General features: G+C 45.6%; 16 protein-coding genes and 1 other annotated feature. Of the genes, 8 read left to right on the top strand and 8 right to left on the bottom strand.

Translation table 11 applies throughout. The features are described from left to right. Positions 1-103: 103 nt before the first annotated feature. From clpB to rluD, 3 genes are all read right to left on the bottom strand, one after another. Entirely contained in the window at positions 104-2,677 is a 2,574-nt protein-coding gene (gene clpB / locus VER99_RS02585) for an ATP-dependent chaperone ClpB (protein ID WP_014230892.1), read from the bottom strand. A 149-nt stretch (positions 2,678-2,826) separates the two neighbouring features. Further along, positions 2,827-3,555, bottom strand: coding sequence for a peptidoglycan editing factor PgeF (pgeF, locus tag VER99_RS02580; protein WP_020335947.1), 729 nt, complete (start codon positions 3,553-3,555; stop codon positions 2,827-2,829). 1 nt (position 3,556) lies between these two features. Beyond that, positions 3,557-4,534, bottom strand: a complete 978-nt coding sequence (rluD, locus tag VER99_RS02575; RefSeq protein ID WP_020335946.1) for a 23S rRNA pseudouridine(1911/1915/1917) synthase RluD — start codon at positions 4,532-4,534, stop codon at positions 3,557-3,559. Between the two features lie 136 nt (positions 4,535-4,670). On the opposite strand from rluD, the gene VER99_RS02570 reads away from it, so the two are divergent. The 5 genes from VER99_RS02570 (at position 4,671) to yjjX (ending at position 9,659) form a co-directional block, all read left to right on the top strand. Further along, on the top strand, positions 4,671-5,399 hold the full coding sequence (locus tag VER99_RS02570; protein WP_020335945.1) for an outer membrane protein assembly factor BamD: 729 nt from the start codon (positions 4,671-4,673) through the stop codon (positions 5,397-5,399). 143 nt (positions 5,400-5,542) lie between these two features. Next, a complete protein-coding gene (locus VER99_RS02565; RefSeq protein WP_020335944.1) occupies positions 5,543-7,024 on the top strand; it encodes an MltF family protein in 1,482 nt (493 codons plus the stop codon). A gap of 329 nt (positions 7,025-7,353) precedes the next feature. Next, a complete protein-coding gene (gene hpf, locus VER99_RS02560) occupies positions 7,354-7,680 on the top strand; it encodes a ribosome hibernation-promoting factor, HPF/YfiA family (RefSeq protein WP_020335943.1) in 327 nt (108 codons plus the stop codon). A gap of 108 nt (positions 7,681-7,788) precedes the next feature. Next, positions 7,789-7,910: a sequence feature (Phe leader region), on the top strand. Between the two features lie 12 nt (positions 7,911-7,922). Continuing rightward, a complete protein-coding gene (gene pheA, locus VER99_RS02555) occupies positions 7,923-9,101 on the top strand; it encodes a prephenate dehydratase (protein ID WP_020335942.1) in 1,179 nt (392 codons plus the stop codon). A gap of 24 nt (positions 9,102-9,125) precedes the next feature. Then, positions 9,126-9,659 carry an inosine/xanthosine triphosphatase gene (gene yjjX, locus VER99_RS02550; RefSeq protein ID WP_014230885.1) on the top strand — a complete coding sequence of 178 codons (534 nt, stop codon included), beginning with the start codon at positions 9,126-9,128 and terminating at the stop codon, positions 9,657-9,659. A gap of 57 nt (positions 9,660-9,716) precedes the next feature. Here yjjX and trpR read toward each other — a convergent pair whose 3' ends face one another. After that, complete coding sequence (gene trpR / locus VER99_RS02545) at positions 9,717-10,016, bottom strand: trp operon repressor (protein ID WP_020335939.1); 300 nt, start codon at positions 10,014-10,016, stop codon at positions 9,717-9,719. Positions 10,017-10,029: 13 nt separating this feature from the next. Further along, positions 10,030-11,967: a murein transglycosylase gene (sltY, locus tag VER99_RS02540; protein WP_020335938.1), complete on the bottom strand. Its 1,938-nt coding sequence runs from the start codon at positions 11,965-11,967 to the stop codon at positions 10,030-10,032. A 442-nt stretch (positions 11,968-12,409) separates the two neighbouring features. On the opposite strand from sltY, the gene ettA reads away from it, so the two are divergent. Both ettA and VER99_RS02530 read left to right on the top strand, forming a co-directional pair. Further along, complete coding sequence (gene ettA / locus VER99_RS02535) at positions 12,410-14,077, top strand: energy-dependent translational throttle protein EttA (RefSeq protein ID WP_020335937.1); 1,668 nt, start codon at positions 12,410-12,412, stop codon at positions 14,075-14,077. Between the two features lie 420 nt (positions 14,078-14,497). Next, positions 14,498-15,499 carry a M23 family metallopeptidase gene (locus VER99_RS02530; RefSeq protein WP_014230881.1) on the top strand — a complete coding sequence of 334 codons (1,002 nt, stop codon included), beginning with the start codon at positions 14,498-14,500 and terminating at the stop codon, positions 15,497-15,499. Positions 15,500-15,554: 55 nt separating this feature from the next. On the opposite strand, the gene tyrA is transcribed toward VER99_RS02530, so the two are convergent. The 3 genes from tyrA to nagZ all read right to left on the bottom strand — a co-directional run bounded on the left by tyrA (position 15,555) and on the right by nagZ (position 18,986). Then, positions 15,555-16,682: a bifunctional chorismate mutase/prephenate dehydrogenase gene (gene tyrA, locus VER99_RS02525; protein WP_014230880.1), complete on the bottom strand. Its 1,128-nt coding sequence runs from the start codon at positions 16,680-16,682 to the stop codon at positions 15,555-15,557. A gap of 28 nt (positions 16,683-16,710) precedes the next feature. Further along, positions 16,711-17,784: a 3-deoxy-7-phosphoheptulonate synthase gene (locus tag VER99_RS02520; protein ID WP_020335936.1), complete on the bottom strand. Its 1,074-nt coding sequence runs from the start codon at positions 17,782-17,784 to the stop codon at positions 16,711-16,713. A gap of 218 nt (positions 17,785-18,002) precedes the next feature. Further along, a complete protein-coding gene (gene nagZ, locus VER99_RS02515) occupies positions 18,003-18,986 on the bottom strand; it encodes a beta-N-acetylhexosaminidase (protein WP_020335935.1) in 984 nt (327 codons plus the stop codon). An 89-nt stretch (positions 18,987-19,075) separates the two neighbouring features. Here nagZ and VER99_RS02510 point away from each other — a divergent pair, with 89 nt between their 5' ends. Further along, positions 19,076-20,188, top strand: coding sequence for an anhydro-N-acetylmuramic acid kinase (locus VER99_RS02510; protein WP_020335934.1), 1,113 nt, complete (start codon positions 19,076-19,078; stop codon positions 20,186-20,188). The last annotated feature ends 14 nt before the right edge of the window (positions 20,189-20,202 follow it).

Below are 20,202 nucleotides of genomic sequence, written 5' to 3'. Positions count from 1 at the left end.
GTTCGGCAATTGGAATGACAGTTCGAGCCCTGTTATTCCAATACTCCGAAGACGAAAAAGCCATGCAGATGCATGGCTTTTATTTCGTTCTATTGGTGAATCACTATTGGTTGGCGATGATATTGCCGTCTTTGACACCCAGGACAATCGGTTTTCCTGGCAAGAACTGCCCAGAGAGAATCGATTTCGCTAGTGGGTTTTCAACATTTTGTTGAATTGCACGTTTCAAAGGACGTGCGCCATACACCGGGTCAAAGCCGACTTGTGCGATCAACTCTAACGCCTCGTCACCGACTTCCAGATCGTAGTCTTTCTCAGCCAGACGTTTATGCAGACGTTCCAACTGAATGGAGGCAATCGACTTAATGTGCTCTTTACCAAGTGGATGGAATACCACGGTTTCATCAACACGGTTCAAGAACTCAGGGCGGAAGTGTTTGCTGACCACTTCCATCACTTCATTCTTAATGCCTTGATAATCCAGTATTGCGAAGTTTTCCTGAATTCTCGAAGAACCTAAGTTTGAAGTCATGATCACCACAGTGTTACGGAAATCCACCGTACGACCTTGGCCATCGGTCAGACGTCCGTCATCCAGCACTTGAAGCAGAATGTTGAACACATCTGGGTGCGCTTTTTCTACCTCATCCAATAGAATGACCGAATAAGGTTTGCGACGAACCGCTTCTGTCAGATAACCGCCCTCTTCATAGCCAACGTAACCCGGAGGCGCACCAACCAGTCTCGCCACAGAGTGTTTCTCCATAAACTCAGACATATCAATACGCACCATTGCGTCTTCACTATCAAACATGAAGTTTGCCAGTGTTTTACACAACTCGGTTTTACCCACACCCGTTGGACCTAAGAACAAGAAAGAGCCAATTGGTCGGTTTGGATCCGACAACCCGGCACGGCTACGGCGAATCGCATTCGCAACCACTTCAACCGCTTCTACCTGGCCAATAACACGTTGATGCAATACATCTTCCATGCGAAGCAGTTTTTCTTTCTCTGCTTCAAGCATCTTCGAGACCGGAATGCCCGTTTGTTTGGACAGCACTTCCGCGATTTCGTTATCAGTAACTTTGTTACGCAACAACGTCATCTCTTGCATTTCGGCTTGTGCAGCCAAGTCCAACTGTTTTTCAAGCTCAGGAATACGACCGTATTGCAACTCAGACATACGGTTTAGATCACCAGCACGGCGAGCAAACTCCATATCCATCCGTGCTTGCTCAAGCTCGGATTTAATGTGTTGCGTACCCGATAGTGCGGCTTTTTCTGTATTCCATACCTCTTCTAACTCAGCATATTCGCGCTCTTTCTCAGTCAACTCTTCATTTAAAGTCGTCAGGCGCTTTTCACTCGCTTCATCATGCTCGTTACTTAACGCTTGCTGCTCAATTTTTAACTGAATGATTTTACGCTCAAGCTTATCCAAAGACTCTGGTTTCGAATCGATTTGCAGACGAATGCTTGATGCCGCCTCATCGATTAAGTCGATCGCCTTATCAGGTAATTGACGATCAGAAACGTATCGATGTGACAAACTTGCTGCCGCAACGATAGCCGGGTCGGTAATTTCTACATGGTGATGCAGCTCATAACGCTCTTTCAAACCACGTAAAATGGCGACCGTATCTTCAACGGTTGGCTCATCCACCAGCACTTTTTGGAAACGACGCTCTAATGCCGCGTCTTTCTCAATGTACTTACGGTATTCGTCCAATGTTGTCGCACCAACACAGTGAAGTTCACCGCGAGCCAATGCTGGTTTCAGCATGTTACCCGCATCCATAGAACCTTCACCTTTACCAGCGCCCACCATGGTATGCAGCTCATCAATAAACAGAATGATGTTGCCTTCTTCTTTAGCTAACTCATTCAATACTGATTTCAAGCGCTCTTCGAACTCACCACGGTATTTTGCACCGGCAACCAGTGCGCCCATATCTAACGCGAGCACTCGACGACCACGTAAACCTTCTGGCACTTCATTGTTAATAATGCGCTGTGCCAGACCTTCAACGATCGCTGTTTTACCCACACCAGGTTCACCAATGATAACCGGGTTATTCTTGGTGCGACGTTGCAGAACTTGGATCGTACGACGGATTTCATCATCACGGCCAATCACCGGATCCAACTTACCCTGCTCTGCTCTTTCGGTAAGGTCTATGGTGAACTTTTCCAAAGCCTGACGAAGCTCTTCCGCATTCGGATCATCGACCTTTTGACCACCTCTGATCTTTTCGATCGCCTGGCTTACTTTCTGCTCGGTTAAACCGACTTCTTTCAATAATTGACCAAGCGGACCTTTGTCTTCAATGGCGGCTAGGAGGAAGATTTCAGACGAAATATACGAGTCCTGGCGTTTTTGAGCGACTTTGTCACAAAGATTGAACAAAGTCCCCATTGCACCCGAAAGCTGCACATCACCACCAATGCCGCTGACTTTTGGTAATCGATCAAGGATTTCGCTCAACTTAGAGCGTAAATGTGTCACGTCCACATCCAACATTGTCAGCAATGGACGAATTGGACTGCCATTTTGATCAAGCAAAGCCACCATCAGGTGAACTGGCTCTATATATTGATGATCGCGCCCCAACGCTAATGATTGAGCATCAGAGATAGCGATTTGAAACTTACTTGTGAATCTATCAAGACGCATATCGACCTTCCTAACCTCATATAAGAGAATACTAATAACAGTAGAAAGATGGATACTCAGTAGGGGAATTTCAAGGGAGGATGTAAATAAATATAAACAGTGATGCAAACTCAGGGAATGCATCACCCATTTCAATTACTGGTTAAAACCTAATCTTCCAGCCAGATAAAGGTCGCTTGGCGCCCGGTCACCCCGTCACGACGATAAGAGTAAAAATCATCACCGTTTTGGTATGTACACAAACCCGAGTCAAACACTTGGGAGACTCCAGCTTTGTTTAGACGCTGCGTTGCGAGCTTGGACATATCAGCAAACCACTTGCCTTGAATGTCTCGCGGAATAAACGCTTGCTCAGCCTTAGGATCAAAATCAACAAAAGCTTGCAGAACATCTTCACCGACTTCAAATGCTTCTGGACCGATAGCAGGTCCAAGCCATGCCATAACATCGCCAGAAAACATCTCTAAAGCATTTTCGACGATGCCATTGGCTAAACCTCGCCAGCCAGCATGGACTGCCGCAACTTGTGTGCCTTGACTATTGGTTAAAATCACCGGCAGACAATCTGCGGTCATCGCAGAACATACCACGTAACCAGAATTGGTGAACACGCCATCGGCATCGAGCACTTTAGACGTTGGCTCTGAAACCTGAGTGACAACGGTAGAGTGAGTCTGATTCAACCAAACCGGCGCACTTGGCATTTCGGCCTGCTTCATCAACCAGTCACGGTTTTGTTCTACTAATGACAAATCGTCCCCAACGTGAGCGCCAAGATTAAGCCCTTGATAGGCTCCCGTCGAAACGCCTCCCACTCGCGTGGAAGCAAACGCTTTTACATTTTTAGGCGCTGGCCAGTTAGGAACAATGATCTTCATATTAGAATTCGTCCGGTAAACCGTGTTCTTCAGTATCTTTACGCAATGCTTCGGTCATTGCCACCATGTCATCTGGCACTGGAGCATGGAACTCCAACTCTTCACCAGTGACAGGATGTTCGAAACGTAACATCACAGCGTGAAGTGCCTGACGGTCGAAGCCACGGATCATATCTGTCAGCTCTTGCGATGCTCCAGTAGGAATACGTGCGCGACCACCGTAAGCCGTATCGCCCAAAAGTGGGTGCTGAAGGTAAGACATATGAACACGGATCTGGTGAGTACGACCTGTCTCAAGACGCAGGCGAATACGCGTGTGCTCACGGAAGTGTTCCGCAACACGGTAGTGAGTAACCGCTGGTTTACCCATTGGCGCTACTGCCATCAATGTACGCTTAGTCGAGTGACGGCCAATCGGTTGATCGACTTTACCACCCGCAGTCATACGGCCAATAGCAATCGCCTCGTATTCACGAGTGATATTACGCTTTTGAAGTGCACGAACTAAACGCGTCTGCGCTGGTACCGTTTTCGCTACCACCATCAAACCGGTAGTATCTTTATCAAGACGGTGAACAATACCTGCACGCGGTACTTCAGCAATATCTGGGTAATGATGTAGTAATGCATTTAGCACCGTACCATCCGGCGTACCCGCACCTGGGTGTACAACAAAATCACGAGGCTTATTGATTACGATGATGTCATCATCTTCGTAGACGATATCTAGCGGGATATCTTGCGCTTCCCAGCGTTCTTCATCTTCCAGCTCGGCTTGCAATGTAATTTCCTCGCCGCCCATGACTTTGGTGCGAGGTTTGGTGACAACTTCACCATTCACTTGAACTTTCCCCTCAAGAAGCCATTCTTTCAGGCGAGAGCGAGAGAAGTCCGCGAATAATTCTGCGATAGCTTGGTCTAAACGCTGACCTAATTGACTATCTTTTACGGTATTTGTTAATACTATCTGCTGAGCCATATCGAACTTTTTTAAAAACTGTGAGACTAATGCTCACGACTGTGGAAAAATAGACTATTACGTCATTGTATCTGTTACTGGAAAGAAAGTAACGGCAGCTTAAGAAATATTTAGATTCAAGGAACAGACTCCTGATATGAAACGTCAGACTTTAACAGGCCTTTTAGCGGTATCCCTTCTGTTTGGATGTGCAAGCAAAGAAGAAATCGTTCCTGATGTGCCACCTTCGGAACTGTATGCAGACGCACAAACCTCGCTTCAAACCGGCAATTGGCTTACTGCGATTGAAAAACTGGAAGCATTAGACTCACGCTACCCATTTGGTGCGTACTCCGAGCAGGTACAACTTGATCTCATTTACGCGTACTACAAAAACGACGACCTAGCACTTGGCTTGGCAACCATCTCACGCTTTATGCGCCTAAACCCAACTCACGAAAAAATGGACTGGGTGTTGTACATGCGCGGCCTAACTCATATGGCGCAAGATCGTAACTTTATGCACGATCTGTTTAATATTGATCGTAGCGACCGAGATCCAGAGCCAGTTAAACAAGCCTTTGATGATTTCAAAAAGCTACTTCAACGTTACCCAAACAGCCATTATGCGGAAGATTCGCAAAAACGCATGATCGCCTTGAAAAACCGTTTGGCCAATTATGATCTGGCAACGGCAGATTTCTACCTACGCCGTGAAGCGTGGATTGCCGCGATCAACCGCAGCCAAGAACTGCAAAAGACCTTCCCTGATACAGAAGCAGCGCGTAAGTCGCTTGATATACAGCTAGAAGCTTACAAGCAGCTTGGTCTGGAAGACTCTATCGCCAGAACGGAAGAGTTGATTAAGCTTAATCCAGTCGATTAAACCAAACTGCCGCAAAACTTCTCGCCACAGTCTCAACAACTGTGGCGTTTTTCTATCATAGTCACTTCCCCCCGCCCTCACTTGATGGTTTTTTGAGCACAATATATGCTTAAAGCTCCCCCACCATTAACCTGGACGTGAACGTGAGATTATCTAAGCTATGGGCAATATTACTGATCCTGCTGTCAGCATCCGTTTGCGCATTACAAATTTCACCGTTGAAACAGCCACCGTATACCGGTGATTTAGACGTCATAAAAGAGAAGAACTTGCTACGCGTGCTTGTCTCTGCTGACCTGGGTTTTTACTACATTGAAGGCGGAACTCCTAAAGGAATTGGTGCAGAGCTTCTGGCTCATTTCGAGAAAGATTTACGCAAAATCAAACCGAAACTAAACGTACAAATTATCCCTCTTGCTCGTGACCAGTTGATTCCCGCTCTAAACAAAGGCTCTGGCGACTTAATTGTCGCAAACCTGACGATTACTGATAGCCGTAAAGAAAAAGTCGATTTTAGTTCCCCAATAATCTCGGGAATTCAAGAGTGGATCGTTACCAACAAAAAAACACCTGCCATCACAAAGCTAGAGCAACTGAGTGGAAAAGAGATATGGGTCCGAGCTAGCTCCAGTTATTTTGAAAGCATTCAATCTCTTAATAAAACTTTAAACAAGAAAGGATTGCCCCCCGTCATTGTCCACTTCGTTGAAGAAACCCTCCAAGACTACGAACTGGTTGGCATGGTGAATAATGGCTACGTCAAAGCCATCGTGTTAGATAGCCACAAAGCAAGCCTGTGGCTCAAGGTAATGGATGACATTCGGGTACACAAAAAGGTTCCACTGCGTAAAAGTGGCAAAATCGGCTGGGCAATGCGTAAAGACAGCCCGCAGTTGAAAGCTGTGGTCAATAAGTTCATCAAGAAATCACGCTCCGGCACCCTGCTCGGAAACGTCATCTACGGCAAGTACATTGACAATACCAACTGGCTCAATAAAGCGCTCAACCCGAAAAAAATTGCTCAGTTAGAAAAACTGTCCGCGTTGTTTTCGCGCTATGGGGAGAAGTACAACTTTGACTATCTGCTGATAGCGGCCGTCGCTTATAAAGAATCGGGCTTTAATAATAATCTGGTCGGCAGTCGAGGCGCGGTGGGCATTATGCAAATCCTACCCAGTACCGCACAAGATCCGAATATCAACATCAAAAATGTTCGACAATTGGAAAACAACGTTCATGCAGGCGTGAAGTACATGGCGTTTTTACGTCGGCAATACTTCAACGACAAGGCCATATCCGCCGAAAACAAAATCTACTTCACTTTGGCCGCCTATAACGCTGGGCCGGGCAACGTCGAGAGAATGCGTAAGCTCGCCGCCAGACAGGGATATAACCCAAATGTGTGGTTCAATAATGTTGAAGTCGTGATGAGAAAGAACATCAGCGCAACCGTCGGTTATGTCACTACCATCAACCGTTACTACGTCATATACAAACAATTAGAGAGTTTGGACCACGCTAAATCGTTAAAGAATGTTTTGTTGGCTCCGGACGATCCGGTTTTCATGACCCCATTACTCAAGGTGAGTCAAACACCAGAAAGCAAAAAGCCGCTTGTTAACTAAGCGGCTTTTCAAAACTCTCTTTGATTACATACTCTGGCGTGATTTCAATCACGTATTTTGTTCAGTTAATTTTTGACCAAACTAAATTATGGGCTGTACAACGCCCCTAAAAACGAGGTGGTTTTCAGCTGAGTACTCTATCCAATCTAATGATTTGCTAACCGATAACAAGCTATTTAACGATAAATCTCGATACTTCTTGAGTGAGATCACATTCATTTTTCCTTTTAAAAACCTCGAACCAAATAGTGATTTAGATCACATTTATTTATCCATAAAGCAGTAATCTGAACTTAACCCATGAGGGATGCAACAGAGGAAAAATACTTATGACAATGAATATCACTGGCAAAAACATCGAAATCACCTCTGCAATCCGAGCTCATATTGAGAGCAAATTTAAAAAACTGGAGAAATGGCAAGTCGACCTAATTGGATGCCAAGCAACTTTCAGTGAGGAACCAAATAAACAGAAAAAATTCGAAGCGGTTATCAAGGTTCCAAAAGGCCAACTTATCGCCTCAGCGACTCACGAAGATCTTTACGCAGCTATCAATGAAGTGGAGCAAAAACTAGAACGACAATTGAATAAGCTGACCCACAAGCCTGAAGCTCGCAGAGCTACCAAGCCAGAGCTTGAAGTAGAAGAAGAGTAAATAGACCAGATTGAGGAAATAGCGCCGTAAGGCGCTATTTTTTTGCTTGACGCTCTACGCCTGCTTGCTTATTGTGTTTAAACACTCATAAATTGCGCACTAATTATGCATTTAACCCCTCTGTTTATTTTTGACTTCTTTTTCCTCCCATAGATGGAGGGGCGAACTCGTTTGTGAAAGAAAAGTCAAAAACAAACAGAAAGCCTCCCAAACCGGGAGGCTTTTTTATAAGGAAAGAATTGATGACTGACCAACCCATTTCTCTGGAAGATATTCGTGTACGTTTAAACGAACTTGATGACGAGCTACTTAGCTTGTTGTCTGAGCGCCGCAGACTCAGCATTGAAGTCGCCAAGAGCAAAGTACAAACCTCAAAGCCGGTTCGCGATGCTGTCCGTGAACAACAGTTGTTGGTGAAGCTCATTTCTAATGGCCGCGAAAAATATGATTTAGACGCTCAGTACATCACCAAACTTTTCCACACAATTATTGAAGACTCAGTTCTTCTGCAGCAAAGTTATCTCCAGAATCTAGTCAATCCTCAACAAAGCCGTAAACCTCTCGCACGTGTTGCTTTCCTTGGTGCGAAAGGCTCATATTCACATTTGGCAAGCCGCGAATATTTTAGCCGTAAAAATACTGAACTGATTGAACTGAACTGTGAACACTTCAGGGAAGTAACTCAGACGGTAGAATCAGGTCACGCCGACTACGGTGTCCTACCGATTGAAAACACGAGTTCTGGCTCTATTAACGAAGTGTATGACTTGCTGCAGCACACCACGTTGTACATCGTTGGTGAGTTAACGCAGCCTATTGAACATTGCTTGGTTGCGACAAAAGACATCCGTCTCGAAGACATCAAAACGCTTTACTCTCACCCTCAGCCACATCAACAATGCAGTGAGTTCCTTAGCCGCATGAAAGGCGTGAAACTAGAGTCGTGTGCCAGCACAGCCGATGCAATGCAGAAGGTACAAGAGCTAGGCCGAGATGATGTAGCTGCTATCGGTAATGCATCAAGCGGTAAGTTGTACGGCCTACAAGCGATTCAGGGCAACATCGCCAACCAAACAGAAAACCATACTCGCTTTATTGTAGTAGCTCGTAAACCAGTCGAGGTTTCTACCCAAATACCAGCCAAGACGACGCTGATTATGTCCACGTCTCAACAAGCGGGTTCACTGGTTGAAACACTACTGGTACTGCAACGCTATGGCATCAATATGACCAAGCTTGAGTCGCGTCCTATTATGGGCAATCCATGGGAAGAAATGTTCTACGTTGACCTAGAATCTCATTTGGATTCGCAAGAGATGCAGCAAGCGTTACAAGAGCTCACTAAGATCACTAAGCACCTGAAAGTACTAGGTTGTTACCCTAGCGAAAACGTAAAACCAACCCAAGTTAAATTGAGTTAATAGACACCTGTGAGCAAAAAGATCATGGCAACCCAAAAAGTCGTTATTGCCTCTTTAAATCCAGCAAAAATCAATGCGGTTAAGAGTGCGTTTCAAAGTGCATTTCCAAATCAGGCTTTTGAGTTTGAGGGAGTAAGTGTACCCAGCGAAGTTGCGGATCAGCCGATGAGCAACGAAGAAACGTATACAGGCGCATTGAATAGAGTAAAAAATGCCAAAGTCGAAGCTCTAGGCGGGGATTTTTATGTTGGACTAGAAGCTGGTATCGAAGGCAATGTTACCTTCGCCTGGATGGTGATCGAGTCGCAGACTCATCGTGGCGAATCCCGCTCAGCAAGTTTGATGTTACCGCCAGAAGTGTTGGCGCAACTTGAACATGCCAACGAACTTGGCGATGTTATGGACAGCGTGTTTGGCACAGAAAATATTAAACAGAAGGGTGGCGCAATTAGTCTATTGACCCAAAACCAATTGACGCGCAGCTCGGTATATCATCAAGCCTTAATTCTGGCTTTGATTCCTTTTACCAACACAGAGCACTTTCCAGCTAACCTTTAAAGCTGACGTTCCTATTCTAGTGATAATAAAAAAGGGCGGAATCTCCGCCCTTTTGTTTTACTCTGTTGGCTCTAATAATGCCTTGAGCTGGTCTTTCTCTTCATCCGATTTGGATTTCAACTCATTTGAGCCACGTGTGATGGTTGCAATGCCCACGCCCAGCATCTGGCTGATCTGACGTTGAGATAACTCGCCTTTGAGCAGTTCATTAAGAATGTTCACTCGGGCAATTAATGAATCTCGTTCATCAGGCGTCATCAGCATCGTTAAAAACATTTCATGCTGCTGACTATCGACACTTGTTCGAATTAGCTCAAGAATCTGCTGCCAGTCTGTGTACTCGGGTTCGTGTGACATCAAGTTACCTCACTCAATACTTGGTATTGATCTCATGTTGATTCAAGAACGCGCCATCGATACCCAAAAGATCACGGTAGTAAGTTTCAAACATTAAGATGTTCTGAACATAACCACGTGTCTCTTTAAATGGAATCGCCTCGATAAAGGCATAAGCATCCACTTTTCCTTGGGTTCGCTCTCGCCACGTTTTCACTCTGTTAGGGCCAGCATTATAAGCCGCTAGAGCAAAAATACGATTATTATCGTAATCCTCCAATAAACCTTGCAGGTAATGGCTGCCAATTTCGATATTTTTACCGACGTTATACAACTCTTCAGTACCTTGATACTTTAACTTGTACTTACGTGCGGTGTATTTTGCAGTTTCAGGCATTATCTGCATGATACCGCGTGCACCAACGGGTGAACGAGCCTCTACATCCAACGCACTCTCTTGCCTTGCCAAAGACATCATAGTAACCGGGTCGATGTCATGCTTCTTCGCATAGAAATTAAACCACCACTGATGCGCAACAGGGAACCGTAATTCAATATTGTCCCACATTTGAGCTTGAATACTTGCGGTAACAGTCAGGTGATGCCAATGCTTCGAAGAGGCATAAGCCGCTAGCATGGCTTTGTCGTCTTTATTCACTCGACGGAGCAAATGCGCCCATTCGCTTTTTGCTGCAGAAATCTTGTCTGTCGCGATCATCTCCGAAATACGGGCCAGAGCATCGTGATAAGGCTGAACTGCCTTAATGTCTAATTTGATTCGGTGACTTGGATATTTGATCGACTGCCCTATCGCGTTTGCGGCTGCGACACTATAAAAGTTACGCTCTCCAACCAATGTTGCTAAACGCTTCTTACCCGCAATGTCATCTCCCAGTGCAATCTCACTTCGACCCAACCAATATTGCCATCGCAGCGTCGCCTGCTCTTCTTTGTTAAGAACCGCTATCCACTCCTGAACCCCTTTCCAGTCTGCATTTTGCACCGCGAGGCGAATACGAGTCTCGATGAGAGGCAGGTCCTGACTGGTTTTTGTCTTGTCATCTCGCCATTTAGCCAGACTGGCCGACTCTGTACGCGTCAGCCTGAAGGCAATGTAATCCGCCAAAGACTGTGCTTTTTCAGGAGAGAATTTCTGCCCTTTTACCACCGAGTCATACGCTTGTTGTGCCTGCTCGATATTCATGCGAGCTAACTTTTCTAACGCATATTGACTCTGAGCACGATTAAAATCGTTCGCGGGCTTTTTCTTGGCAAATTCAGCGACCGTGGCAGGCTTATCAAACAACGCCTTCATATCTTGGGCTTGTTGTTTCGCTTTGGCCGACTTTGGTAGCTTTTGCAGATAACTAATCAGGCTGCCGTTACGTGCATCAAACGCCAGTAACATTCGCTGTAATATCAAATCGTCAGTTCTTCCGCCCGCTTTATCCCAGGCAGAAAATAGCGGGTCACACTCAGAAGCGATACTTGAACCGCTTAACCACATATCTTCCGCGCCTTTAAACGCCGCAACTTGTTTACCCTGCTTCAAATTCGCCTGGTAAAAAATACACTGGTAACGCTCGCCACTGGGTATCACTTTTTGAAACTCAGTAATGGCCTTCCAATCTTTCTCTTTGTAGAGATGATTCAGATAAGGAGCGCTAACACGGCGAGAAAAAGGAAAAGTCTCGTACTCGGAGATAAAGTCATTAACTTGTTTTGGGGACTTACTCGGTAACTGTCGAATGAAAGTACGGTAGTCCACATAAGGTGTCAGCGGATAGTCCGCAATTTTGGGACGGATCACTAAGTACCCGTTGATGTCATTTTTATCTAATAGATTTTGGGCCTGCTCATACACTTCGCGCTGTTTTTCTAAGCTAAGCGCGGCGTTCGCTGTCAGACTAACCGCACATAAAGCAGCAGCACAGCATACACTTTTAGCCAATTCCGTAACGTTGAATCTCATTTGTATATTTTTCCCCAGACATTTATTGCCTCAAAGCCTAGTTTTCTTAGAGTTTATGTTTCAAAGGCACTTTAAGTATATGCATACATTTACACAGAAATATGCAACCAATGTAAAGTGAATTGATGTATTAAAATTTATACTCGTTAACTTTTGCAGCAATGAGGACGAGAAGTTCATAATGTGCAAAGAAATCCATTCTTCACTTCAAGCGAATAACAAAAGTGTATACCGTAACCATGTAAGTTTCCGGTCAGCTGAGAATAAGAAATCGTATAACAGGTAAAATTCTTGCAGCGCGGTAACAAATAGCCCCAGGTAAACGATTTATGCCAGTCAGTGACAAGGCTCTGAATTGGGTATCCTGAAGTCATTTGGGTATATCAGGCAGTTGGTATAAAATAGTGGGTTTGAATAACAGTTAATTTAGGAACGATCGGCAATGGCTGAATACGTATATACCATGTCGCGGGTGAGCAAAATCGTGCCACCTAAGCGTCAAATTCTTAAAGACATCTCTCTGAGCTTCTTCCCTGGTGCGAAAATCGGTGTTTTAGGTCTGAACGGTGCAGGTAAATCAACTCTGCTACGTATCATGGCGGGTATCGACACGGATATCGACGGTGAAGCACGTCCACAACCTGGGCTTAATGTTGGCTACCTGCCTCAGGAGCCGGTACTTGATGAATCAAAAACCGTTCGTGAGATCGTAGAAGAAGCGGTATCAGACGTTGCAGGCGCGCTTCAACGTTTGGACGCGGTATATGCAGCATACGCTGAACCAGATGCGGATTTCGATGCTCTGGCAAAAGAACAAGGCGAGCTGGAAGCTCTGATTCAAGCGAAAGATGGCCATAATCTTGATAATGCTCTGGAACGTGCAGCGGATGCTTTGCGTCTTCCTGAGTGGGATCAAAAGATTGCCCATCTGTCAGGTGGTGAGCGTCGTCGTGTCGCTATTTGTCGTCTTCTACTAGAAAAGCCAGACATGCTTCTTCTCGACGAACCAACCAACCACTTGGATGCTGAGTCTGTTGCTTGGCTAGAACGCTTCCTGGTTGATTACACAGGTACTGTTGTAGCGATTACCCACGACCGTTACTTCCTTGATAACGCTGCTGGCTGGATTCTTGAACTTGACCGTGGTGAAGGTATTCCATGGGAAGGTAACTACACCTCTTGGCTAGAGCAAAAAGATGCACGTCTACAGCAAGAAGCATCACAAGAAAGTGCTCGTCAAAAGACCATCGAGAAAGAACTTGAGTGGGTACGCAAAAACCCTAAAGGTCGTCAGGCGAAATCGAAAGCGCGTATGGCTCGTTTTGAAGAGCTTCAAAACACTGACCATCAAAAACGTAACGAGACCAACGAACTATTTATCCCACCAGGTGAGCGCCTAGGTGACAAGGTTATCGAAGTGAATAACCTGACGAAATCGTTCGACGGCCGTGTACTGATTGATGACTTGTCATTCAGCATCCCTAAAGGTGCGATCGTCGGTATTATCGGTGCCAACGGTGCAGGTAAGTCAACGCTATTCAAAATGCTAAGCGGCACAGAGCAACCAGATTCAGGCACTATTGAACTGGGTGATACTGTGAAACTGGCATCGGTTGAGCAGTTCCGTGACTCAATGAACGACAAGAACACTGTATTCCAAGAGATTTCTGAAGGCGCTGATATCATTAAGATCAACAACTTCGAAATCCCTGCACGTGCATACTGTTCACGTTTCAACTTCAAAGGCTCTGATCAACAGAAAGTAATCGGTGAGCTATCTGGTGGTGAGCGTAACCGTGTACACCTTGCGAAACTACTGAAAGCGGGCGGCAACGTACTGTTACTCGATGAACCAACCAACGACCTTGACGTTGAAACGCTACGTGCACTAGAAGAAGCGCTACTTGAATTCCCGGGCTGTGCAATGGTTATCTCGCACGACCGTTGGTTCCTTGACCGTATCGCAACACACATCATCGACTACCGTGACGAAGGTCAGGTTAACTTCTACGAAGGCAACTACACCGAGTACATGGACTGGTTGAAGAAGACGCTTGGTCCTGAAGCTGCAGAACCTCATCGCATCAAATACAAACGTATCGCGAAGTAATCTCTACAGATTCATGGTCGCTACCTGAAACAGTCAGGAAAGTCCGATTGTAATTTGAACAAAGGCCGCTATCATAGCGGCCTTTCGTTTTCTGAAGGCTGAACCAACATCACTTTTTAGCTATCCCGACACTTTCAGATAATATTCGCACACTTTTTGTGCTTTTTGATATATGATTCAGTCCGTTCGAGTCATTGGTAAGAAAAATAATAAAGTGGAGAGACGACTTTTTTCATCAATTGTCGACCAAACTCCTCTGCCCATCGAACCAACTAATTAGGCTGATGCTCATTGAAAGTACAGCCAACAAAAGTAATTTTCAGAATTGAATGTAGGCAATAACGAACTTCCATACGAAAGTTAACGCTGCTTTCGCTTTAGGAAATAAATAATCAAATGCCTACTTAAGTAACTATCACTATGTCTAAAAAAATCATCATTCAGATCCCGACAAAAAACGGCGATCAGCAATTTTACTTTGGCCGCATTTCGGTCGTCACAGTGCTGGCTTCGGTCATCGCGTTACCTGCCGTTATTGGTGGTGCATGGTATATGAACCAGCAACAGCGCTATGATCAAGATGTACTGGTTCAAGCCGTCGCTAAACTGGAGAGTGAGAAAAACGAAATCACCGCACTTTACGAAGAACAGCTTGATACCAACCACTCGTTATCTCAATCTTTGACTGACAGAAATAACCAAATTCAGCTGCTGGGTAAACGTGTATTCGATGTCGAGTCGGTACTTGGATTAGCCGACGAAGAGCTGATGCTTGATGAAAACAATTTGGCACTGGAAGAGAGAATTGACGCTGCGGCAATAGATTCTGCCGTACGTGCAACCATGTTCCGCCTTATTCCTAACGACAGCCCAATCACTTATCAGCGCATCTCGTCCTCTTATGGCACTCGAATCAACCCGATTTCAGGGAAAAAACACGTTCATACTGGTATCGACCTAACCTGTAAGCGTGGTGAAGAGGTGCTGGCTCCTGCCGATGGGGTTGTAGAGACGGTTCGTCCGGGTAATCGAGGCTATGGCAACTACCTGACTTTACGCCATTCGTTCGGTTTTATGAGCTCTTATGCGCACCTGCAAAAATTCAAAGTGAAAAGCGGGGAATTTGTCAGTAAAGGGGATGTTATTGCTCAATGTGGTAACTCTGGTAATTCGACCGGACCTCACCTGCATTATGAAGTGCGCTTCCTCGGGCGAGCATTGAATCCTCAATACTTGATGGACTGGACACCAGAGAATTTCAACTACGTGTTTGAAAAAGAGAATAAAGTTAAATGGGGTCCATTAGTTCAGTTGATTGACAACGTTGTTCGTCTGCAAATCAACTTAACTAATTCGCCTTACCGAGACACCAGCATCAACACCGTGTCCAGTGAAGAAGGTAACGAGACAGCCGTTAACTAATTTTCTTCAAATAAAAAAAGAGCAGCCAACGCTGCTCTTTTTTTATATCAGGCTGTTAGCCACGATGAATATTATCATTGGCTTGCTTGAGCAGGTTCTGGCTCTCATTCATAAATTGTTGAGAGTAAGTACCAAACCAATCGCTCACCTGCTTGAAACTTTCGATGAATCGCGCTTTGTCTTTGCTATCCAGGATCGCTACCGCATCACCCAAACGCTGATGGAATCGCTTGATCATGTCAATATTCTCTTGAGAAGAGAAAATGATATCACCGTACAAATTCGGGTCCTGACCAAACAGTCGTCCAACCATCGCCAATTCAAGGCGGTAGATAGGCGAGCTTAGTTTGAGCAACTGATCGATATTCGGGTTCTCTTTACTTAAGTGCATGCCGTAAGCAAACGACGTAAAGTGGCGCAGTGCCTGAATCAGAGTCATGCCATGATCGTGCTCTTCTGCGTCAATCTGACACAAACTTGCGCCCCAAATACCAAATTGTTGGAGTAGCCATTGGTAATGCTCGTTCCCACGGCCATCACAGTACACAATAACCTGCTTCGCAAGGCTAGGAACATCAGGACCAAACATCGGGTGAAGACCAACAACCGGGCCAGCGTGCACCTTGAGCATCGCTTGCAGTGGCTTCGACTTAATCGAGGTTAAATCACACAAAATGCAATCTTCTGGCAAATTACCCAGCTTCTCGATAACACCTTCCGTCAGATGAATCGGTACCGTGACCACGACTAAACCCGCGTTGTCCAGGATTTCATCCGCACGATCCCAATCTTTACTGCCCAGAACTTTGACCTGGTAGCCCGACAATTTGAACATGCGGCCAAACAGACCGCCCAGTTGACCATTACCACCGATAATCACAACTGAGCGTAATTCTGGGTTCAAACACTTAAATCCGGAATCTTTCTCACTGGCATAAGACTCACGCATAGTACGACGAAGAATGTCTTCGATTAGCTGTGGGGGTACCCCAATTTTTTCAGCTTCAGCTCGACGAGACGCTAACATCGCGGCCTCTCGGTCGGGGGCATAAATTGGCAAACCGTGTTCGCTTTTTACTTCACCCACTTTTTCTACCAGCGATAAACGCTGGGCTAGAAGCTCAAGCATTTGCTTGTCGACTGCATCAATCTGATCGCGTAATGCGTTAAGTTCAACTGCCATTGATGTTCCTTTAAATAAGTTCCGTTTTTTAGCCTTTTAGGCGATTCTCTAAGAAAGGCACCAGCTCTTCGTGTGCATGACGTAATAGTGCCTCAGTTGACTCCCAATTGATACATGCATCGGTGATAGATACACCGTATTCCATCTCTTCAAGCTTCAAGTCAGAAGACTGGTTGCCTTCGTTGATGTGGCTTTCAATCATCAGGCCGATAATAGACTTGTTGCCTTCACGAATTTGATGGATCACGTCTTCAGCAACCAGTGGCTGACGGCGGTAGTCTTTACGTGAGTTCGCGTGGCTACAGTCCACCATCAGTGAAGCATCAAGACCTGACTTCGCCATTTCTTGTTCACACTCAGTCACGGATACTGAATCGTAGTTCGTCTGCTTACCGCCACGAAGAATCACGTGACCATTCGCGTTGCCCTGAGTCGTGAGCAGTGCAACTTGTCCTTCACGGTTAATACCCATGAAACGGTGGCTAGATGATGCTGCTTGCATCGCATTGATTGCTGTCGCCAAGCTACCATCAGTACCGTTTTTAAAACCAATTGGCATAGACAGGCCACTCGCCATTTCACGGTGAGTTTGCGATTCGGTAGTACGCGCACCAATTGCAGCCCAACTAAAGGTATCTGCGATGTACTGCGGGCTGATTGGGTCAAGAGCTTCTGTCGCTAGCGGAATTTCCATCTCTGCCAGGTCAACCAGCAGTTCACGGCCAACATGCAGACCATGTTCGATATCAAAACTGCCATCCAGATGCGGGTCGTTAACTAAACCTTTCCAGCCAACGGTAGTACGAGGCTTTTCAAAGTAAACACGCATTACAATATACAGTTGGTCACTTAGTTGTTCTGAAAGCGCTTTAAGACGTTTTGCGTAATCTTTCGCCGCATCAATATCGTGGATAGAACAAGGTCCACACACAACAAGCAAACGGTGATCTTTCTTATGAATGATGTCAGCAATAGTTTGACGAGATTCTTGGATAAAGCGGCGTGCTTTGTCACTCAGAGGCAATTTCGCTTTTAACTCATCTGGAGTGATAAGAACCTGTTCTTCGACGATGTTAATGTCGCTCAATTCACTTTTTTTCATAACCTTGACCTGTATATTATTTTTTACACCCAACCAAATCCTTGGTGAGACAACTAAGCTTTAACGACAAGATAACAGGCTAAACGATAAAAACAAGTGTACATTTTAAAAAACATTTACTGTAAATTTAATTTTACACAAAATAAAAGCCAAACTTAACTTAAGTTTGGCTTGAGTTCGGTGTTTTTAGCAGTTTACGTGCTTACAAGTATTGAAGTTTATGGAGTTAAACGCTTCATCGCTTCGCTGGCTTGTTTCCACTCTTGTGACAACTTGAGCTCACTCAGAGAAAAGCTCTGTTTTTTCAGTAACGCGCTGGCTTGCGGCACTCTCGTGATAGGTAAGTTATCCAGAGCTTCGACCTGAGCCTCTCTTTTATTGCACATCAACAGCATATCGCACCCTGCATTCAAAGCCTGAATGGAGCGTTCTGCAGGACCGCCCATGATAACTGCGCCTTCCATGGTTAAATCATCAGAGAAGATCAAGCCTTTGAAACCAAGTTGCTGACGCAGAATTGTTTTCAGCCAATATTCGGAACCGCTGGCAGGTTGAGAGTCGTAGTTCGGAAAAATGACGTGGGCTGGCATCATGGCATCCAAAATACCCGCCTCGATTTGAGCTTTGAAAATCGCCATGTCTTGCTCAAAAATATCACTGCGCTCGTCATAGGGCGTTTCCAGATGAGAGTCAGCAATCACGCCACCATGTCCGGGAAAGTGTTTGCCTGTTGTCGCCATGCCGATACTTTTCATCCCTTGCATGTAGGCAGTGCTATGACGAAGGATGGTATTGGCGTCTTCCCCAAAGGCTCGGCTACCAATCGCTTTACACTGATGGCCTTTATCCAATACAGGGGCGAAGCTCAAATCAATGTCATGAGCAATCAGCTCCGCTGCCATAAGCCAGCCGCCCATTCGAGCAAGCTCTTCACTATTTTGATGTTTTGCATATTCATCAGCAGCAGGGATAAGAGAAAAGCCCTCACGAAATCGCTGTACGCGCCCTCCTTCCTGATCGACACCAATCAGTAGCGGACGTTTCGCCGCTTTGCGGATAGACTGGGTAAGCGCCTGAAGTTGCTCGCTATCATGATAATTCCGTGTAAACAGAATCAAGCCACCAACCGTTGGATGCTCCAAAATTTCTTTGTCTTCAGCAGTCAGCTCATAGCCTGCAACGTCAACCCATAACGGACCCATGTTTTCTCCTCAAATATCTGGTACCAAATGAGGTTATTCGCTTCAGATTTGCTTTACAATAAGCGAATGAAGAATTGACGAGATCGGCTGTGAATTTTAACGAACTTTACATTGGCGTGATGTCTGGCACGAGTATGGATGGTGTCGATACGGCTTTGGTTGAGATTAAAGGAAACCACGTTCAGCTTATTGCCCACGATGATTATCCAATGCCTGCCCAGCTGAAACAGGCTTTATTGTCCGTTTGCACTGGTCAGGAGACGAACCTGAAAGCCATTGGTGAACTCGACCACCAGCTTGGTCACCTGTTTGCAAATTCCGTTCTCCAGCTGTTGGATAAATCAGGCTATTCCGCTGAGCAAGTTCGGGCTATTGGCAACCATGGTCAAACCGTTTTCCACCAGCCAACTGGCGAGTATCCATTTACCACTCAATTGGGTGATGCCAATATTATCGCGGTGAAAACCGGTATCGACACCGTGGCGGATTTTCGTCGTAAGGACATGGCACTCGGCGGGCAAGGCGCTCCTCTTGTACCAGCTTTCCACAAAAGTATCTTCGCGATGCAAGACTCGACAACCGTGGTTTTAAACATCGGTGGTATTGCCAATGTTTCCGTTTTGCACCCACAGCAACCGGTGATTGGTTACGATACTGGGCCTGGTAATTTGTTGATGGATGCCTGGTGTGAGAAGCATACGACGCAAGGGTTCGATAAAGACGCACAATTTGCACTGCAAGGTACAGTCAATCCGGTACTGCTCAATCAATTACTTCAAGAGCCTTATTTAACACGCGCAGCACCCAAAAGTACCGGCCGCGAACTATTCAATATCAACTGGTTACAATCCCAACTGACAGGGCATTCACTCTCTGCAGAAGATGTTCAGCGCACATTATGTGAATACTCCGCCGTCACCATCGCCAGTGAAGTAGAGAAATTTACTTACGGCACATCTCCGCTACTGCTGGTTTGTGGTGGCGGAGCGAGAAACCCACTGTTGATGCAACGCTTAAGCGAATTAATGCCTCAATGGCAAGTGACCACAACCAACGAAAAAGGCGTTGATGGCGACTATATGGAAGCAATGGCGTTTGCCTGGTTAGCTCAGCGCCATATTCACGGTTTGCCGAGCAATTTACCGGAAGTCACCGGAGCAAGCCGACTGGCTTCACTCGGTGTACTGTATTCAAAAAATTAATAATGAAGGCTTAA

Origin of the sequence: Vibrio natriegens NBRC 15636 = ATCC 14048 = DSM 759 (assembly GCF_035621455.1) — a bacterium.
Classification (GTDB): domain Bacteria; phylum Pseudomonadota; class Gammaproteobacteria; order Enterobacterales; family Vibrionaceae; genus Vibrio; species Vibrio natriegens.
The sequence above is the reverse complement of the archived record's forward strand: the minus strand, read 5'-3'. Positions and strand labels throughout refer to the sequence as shown.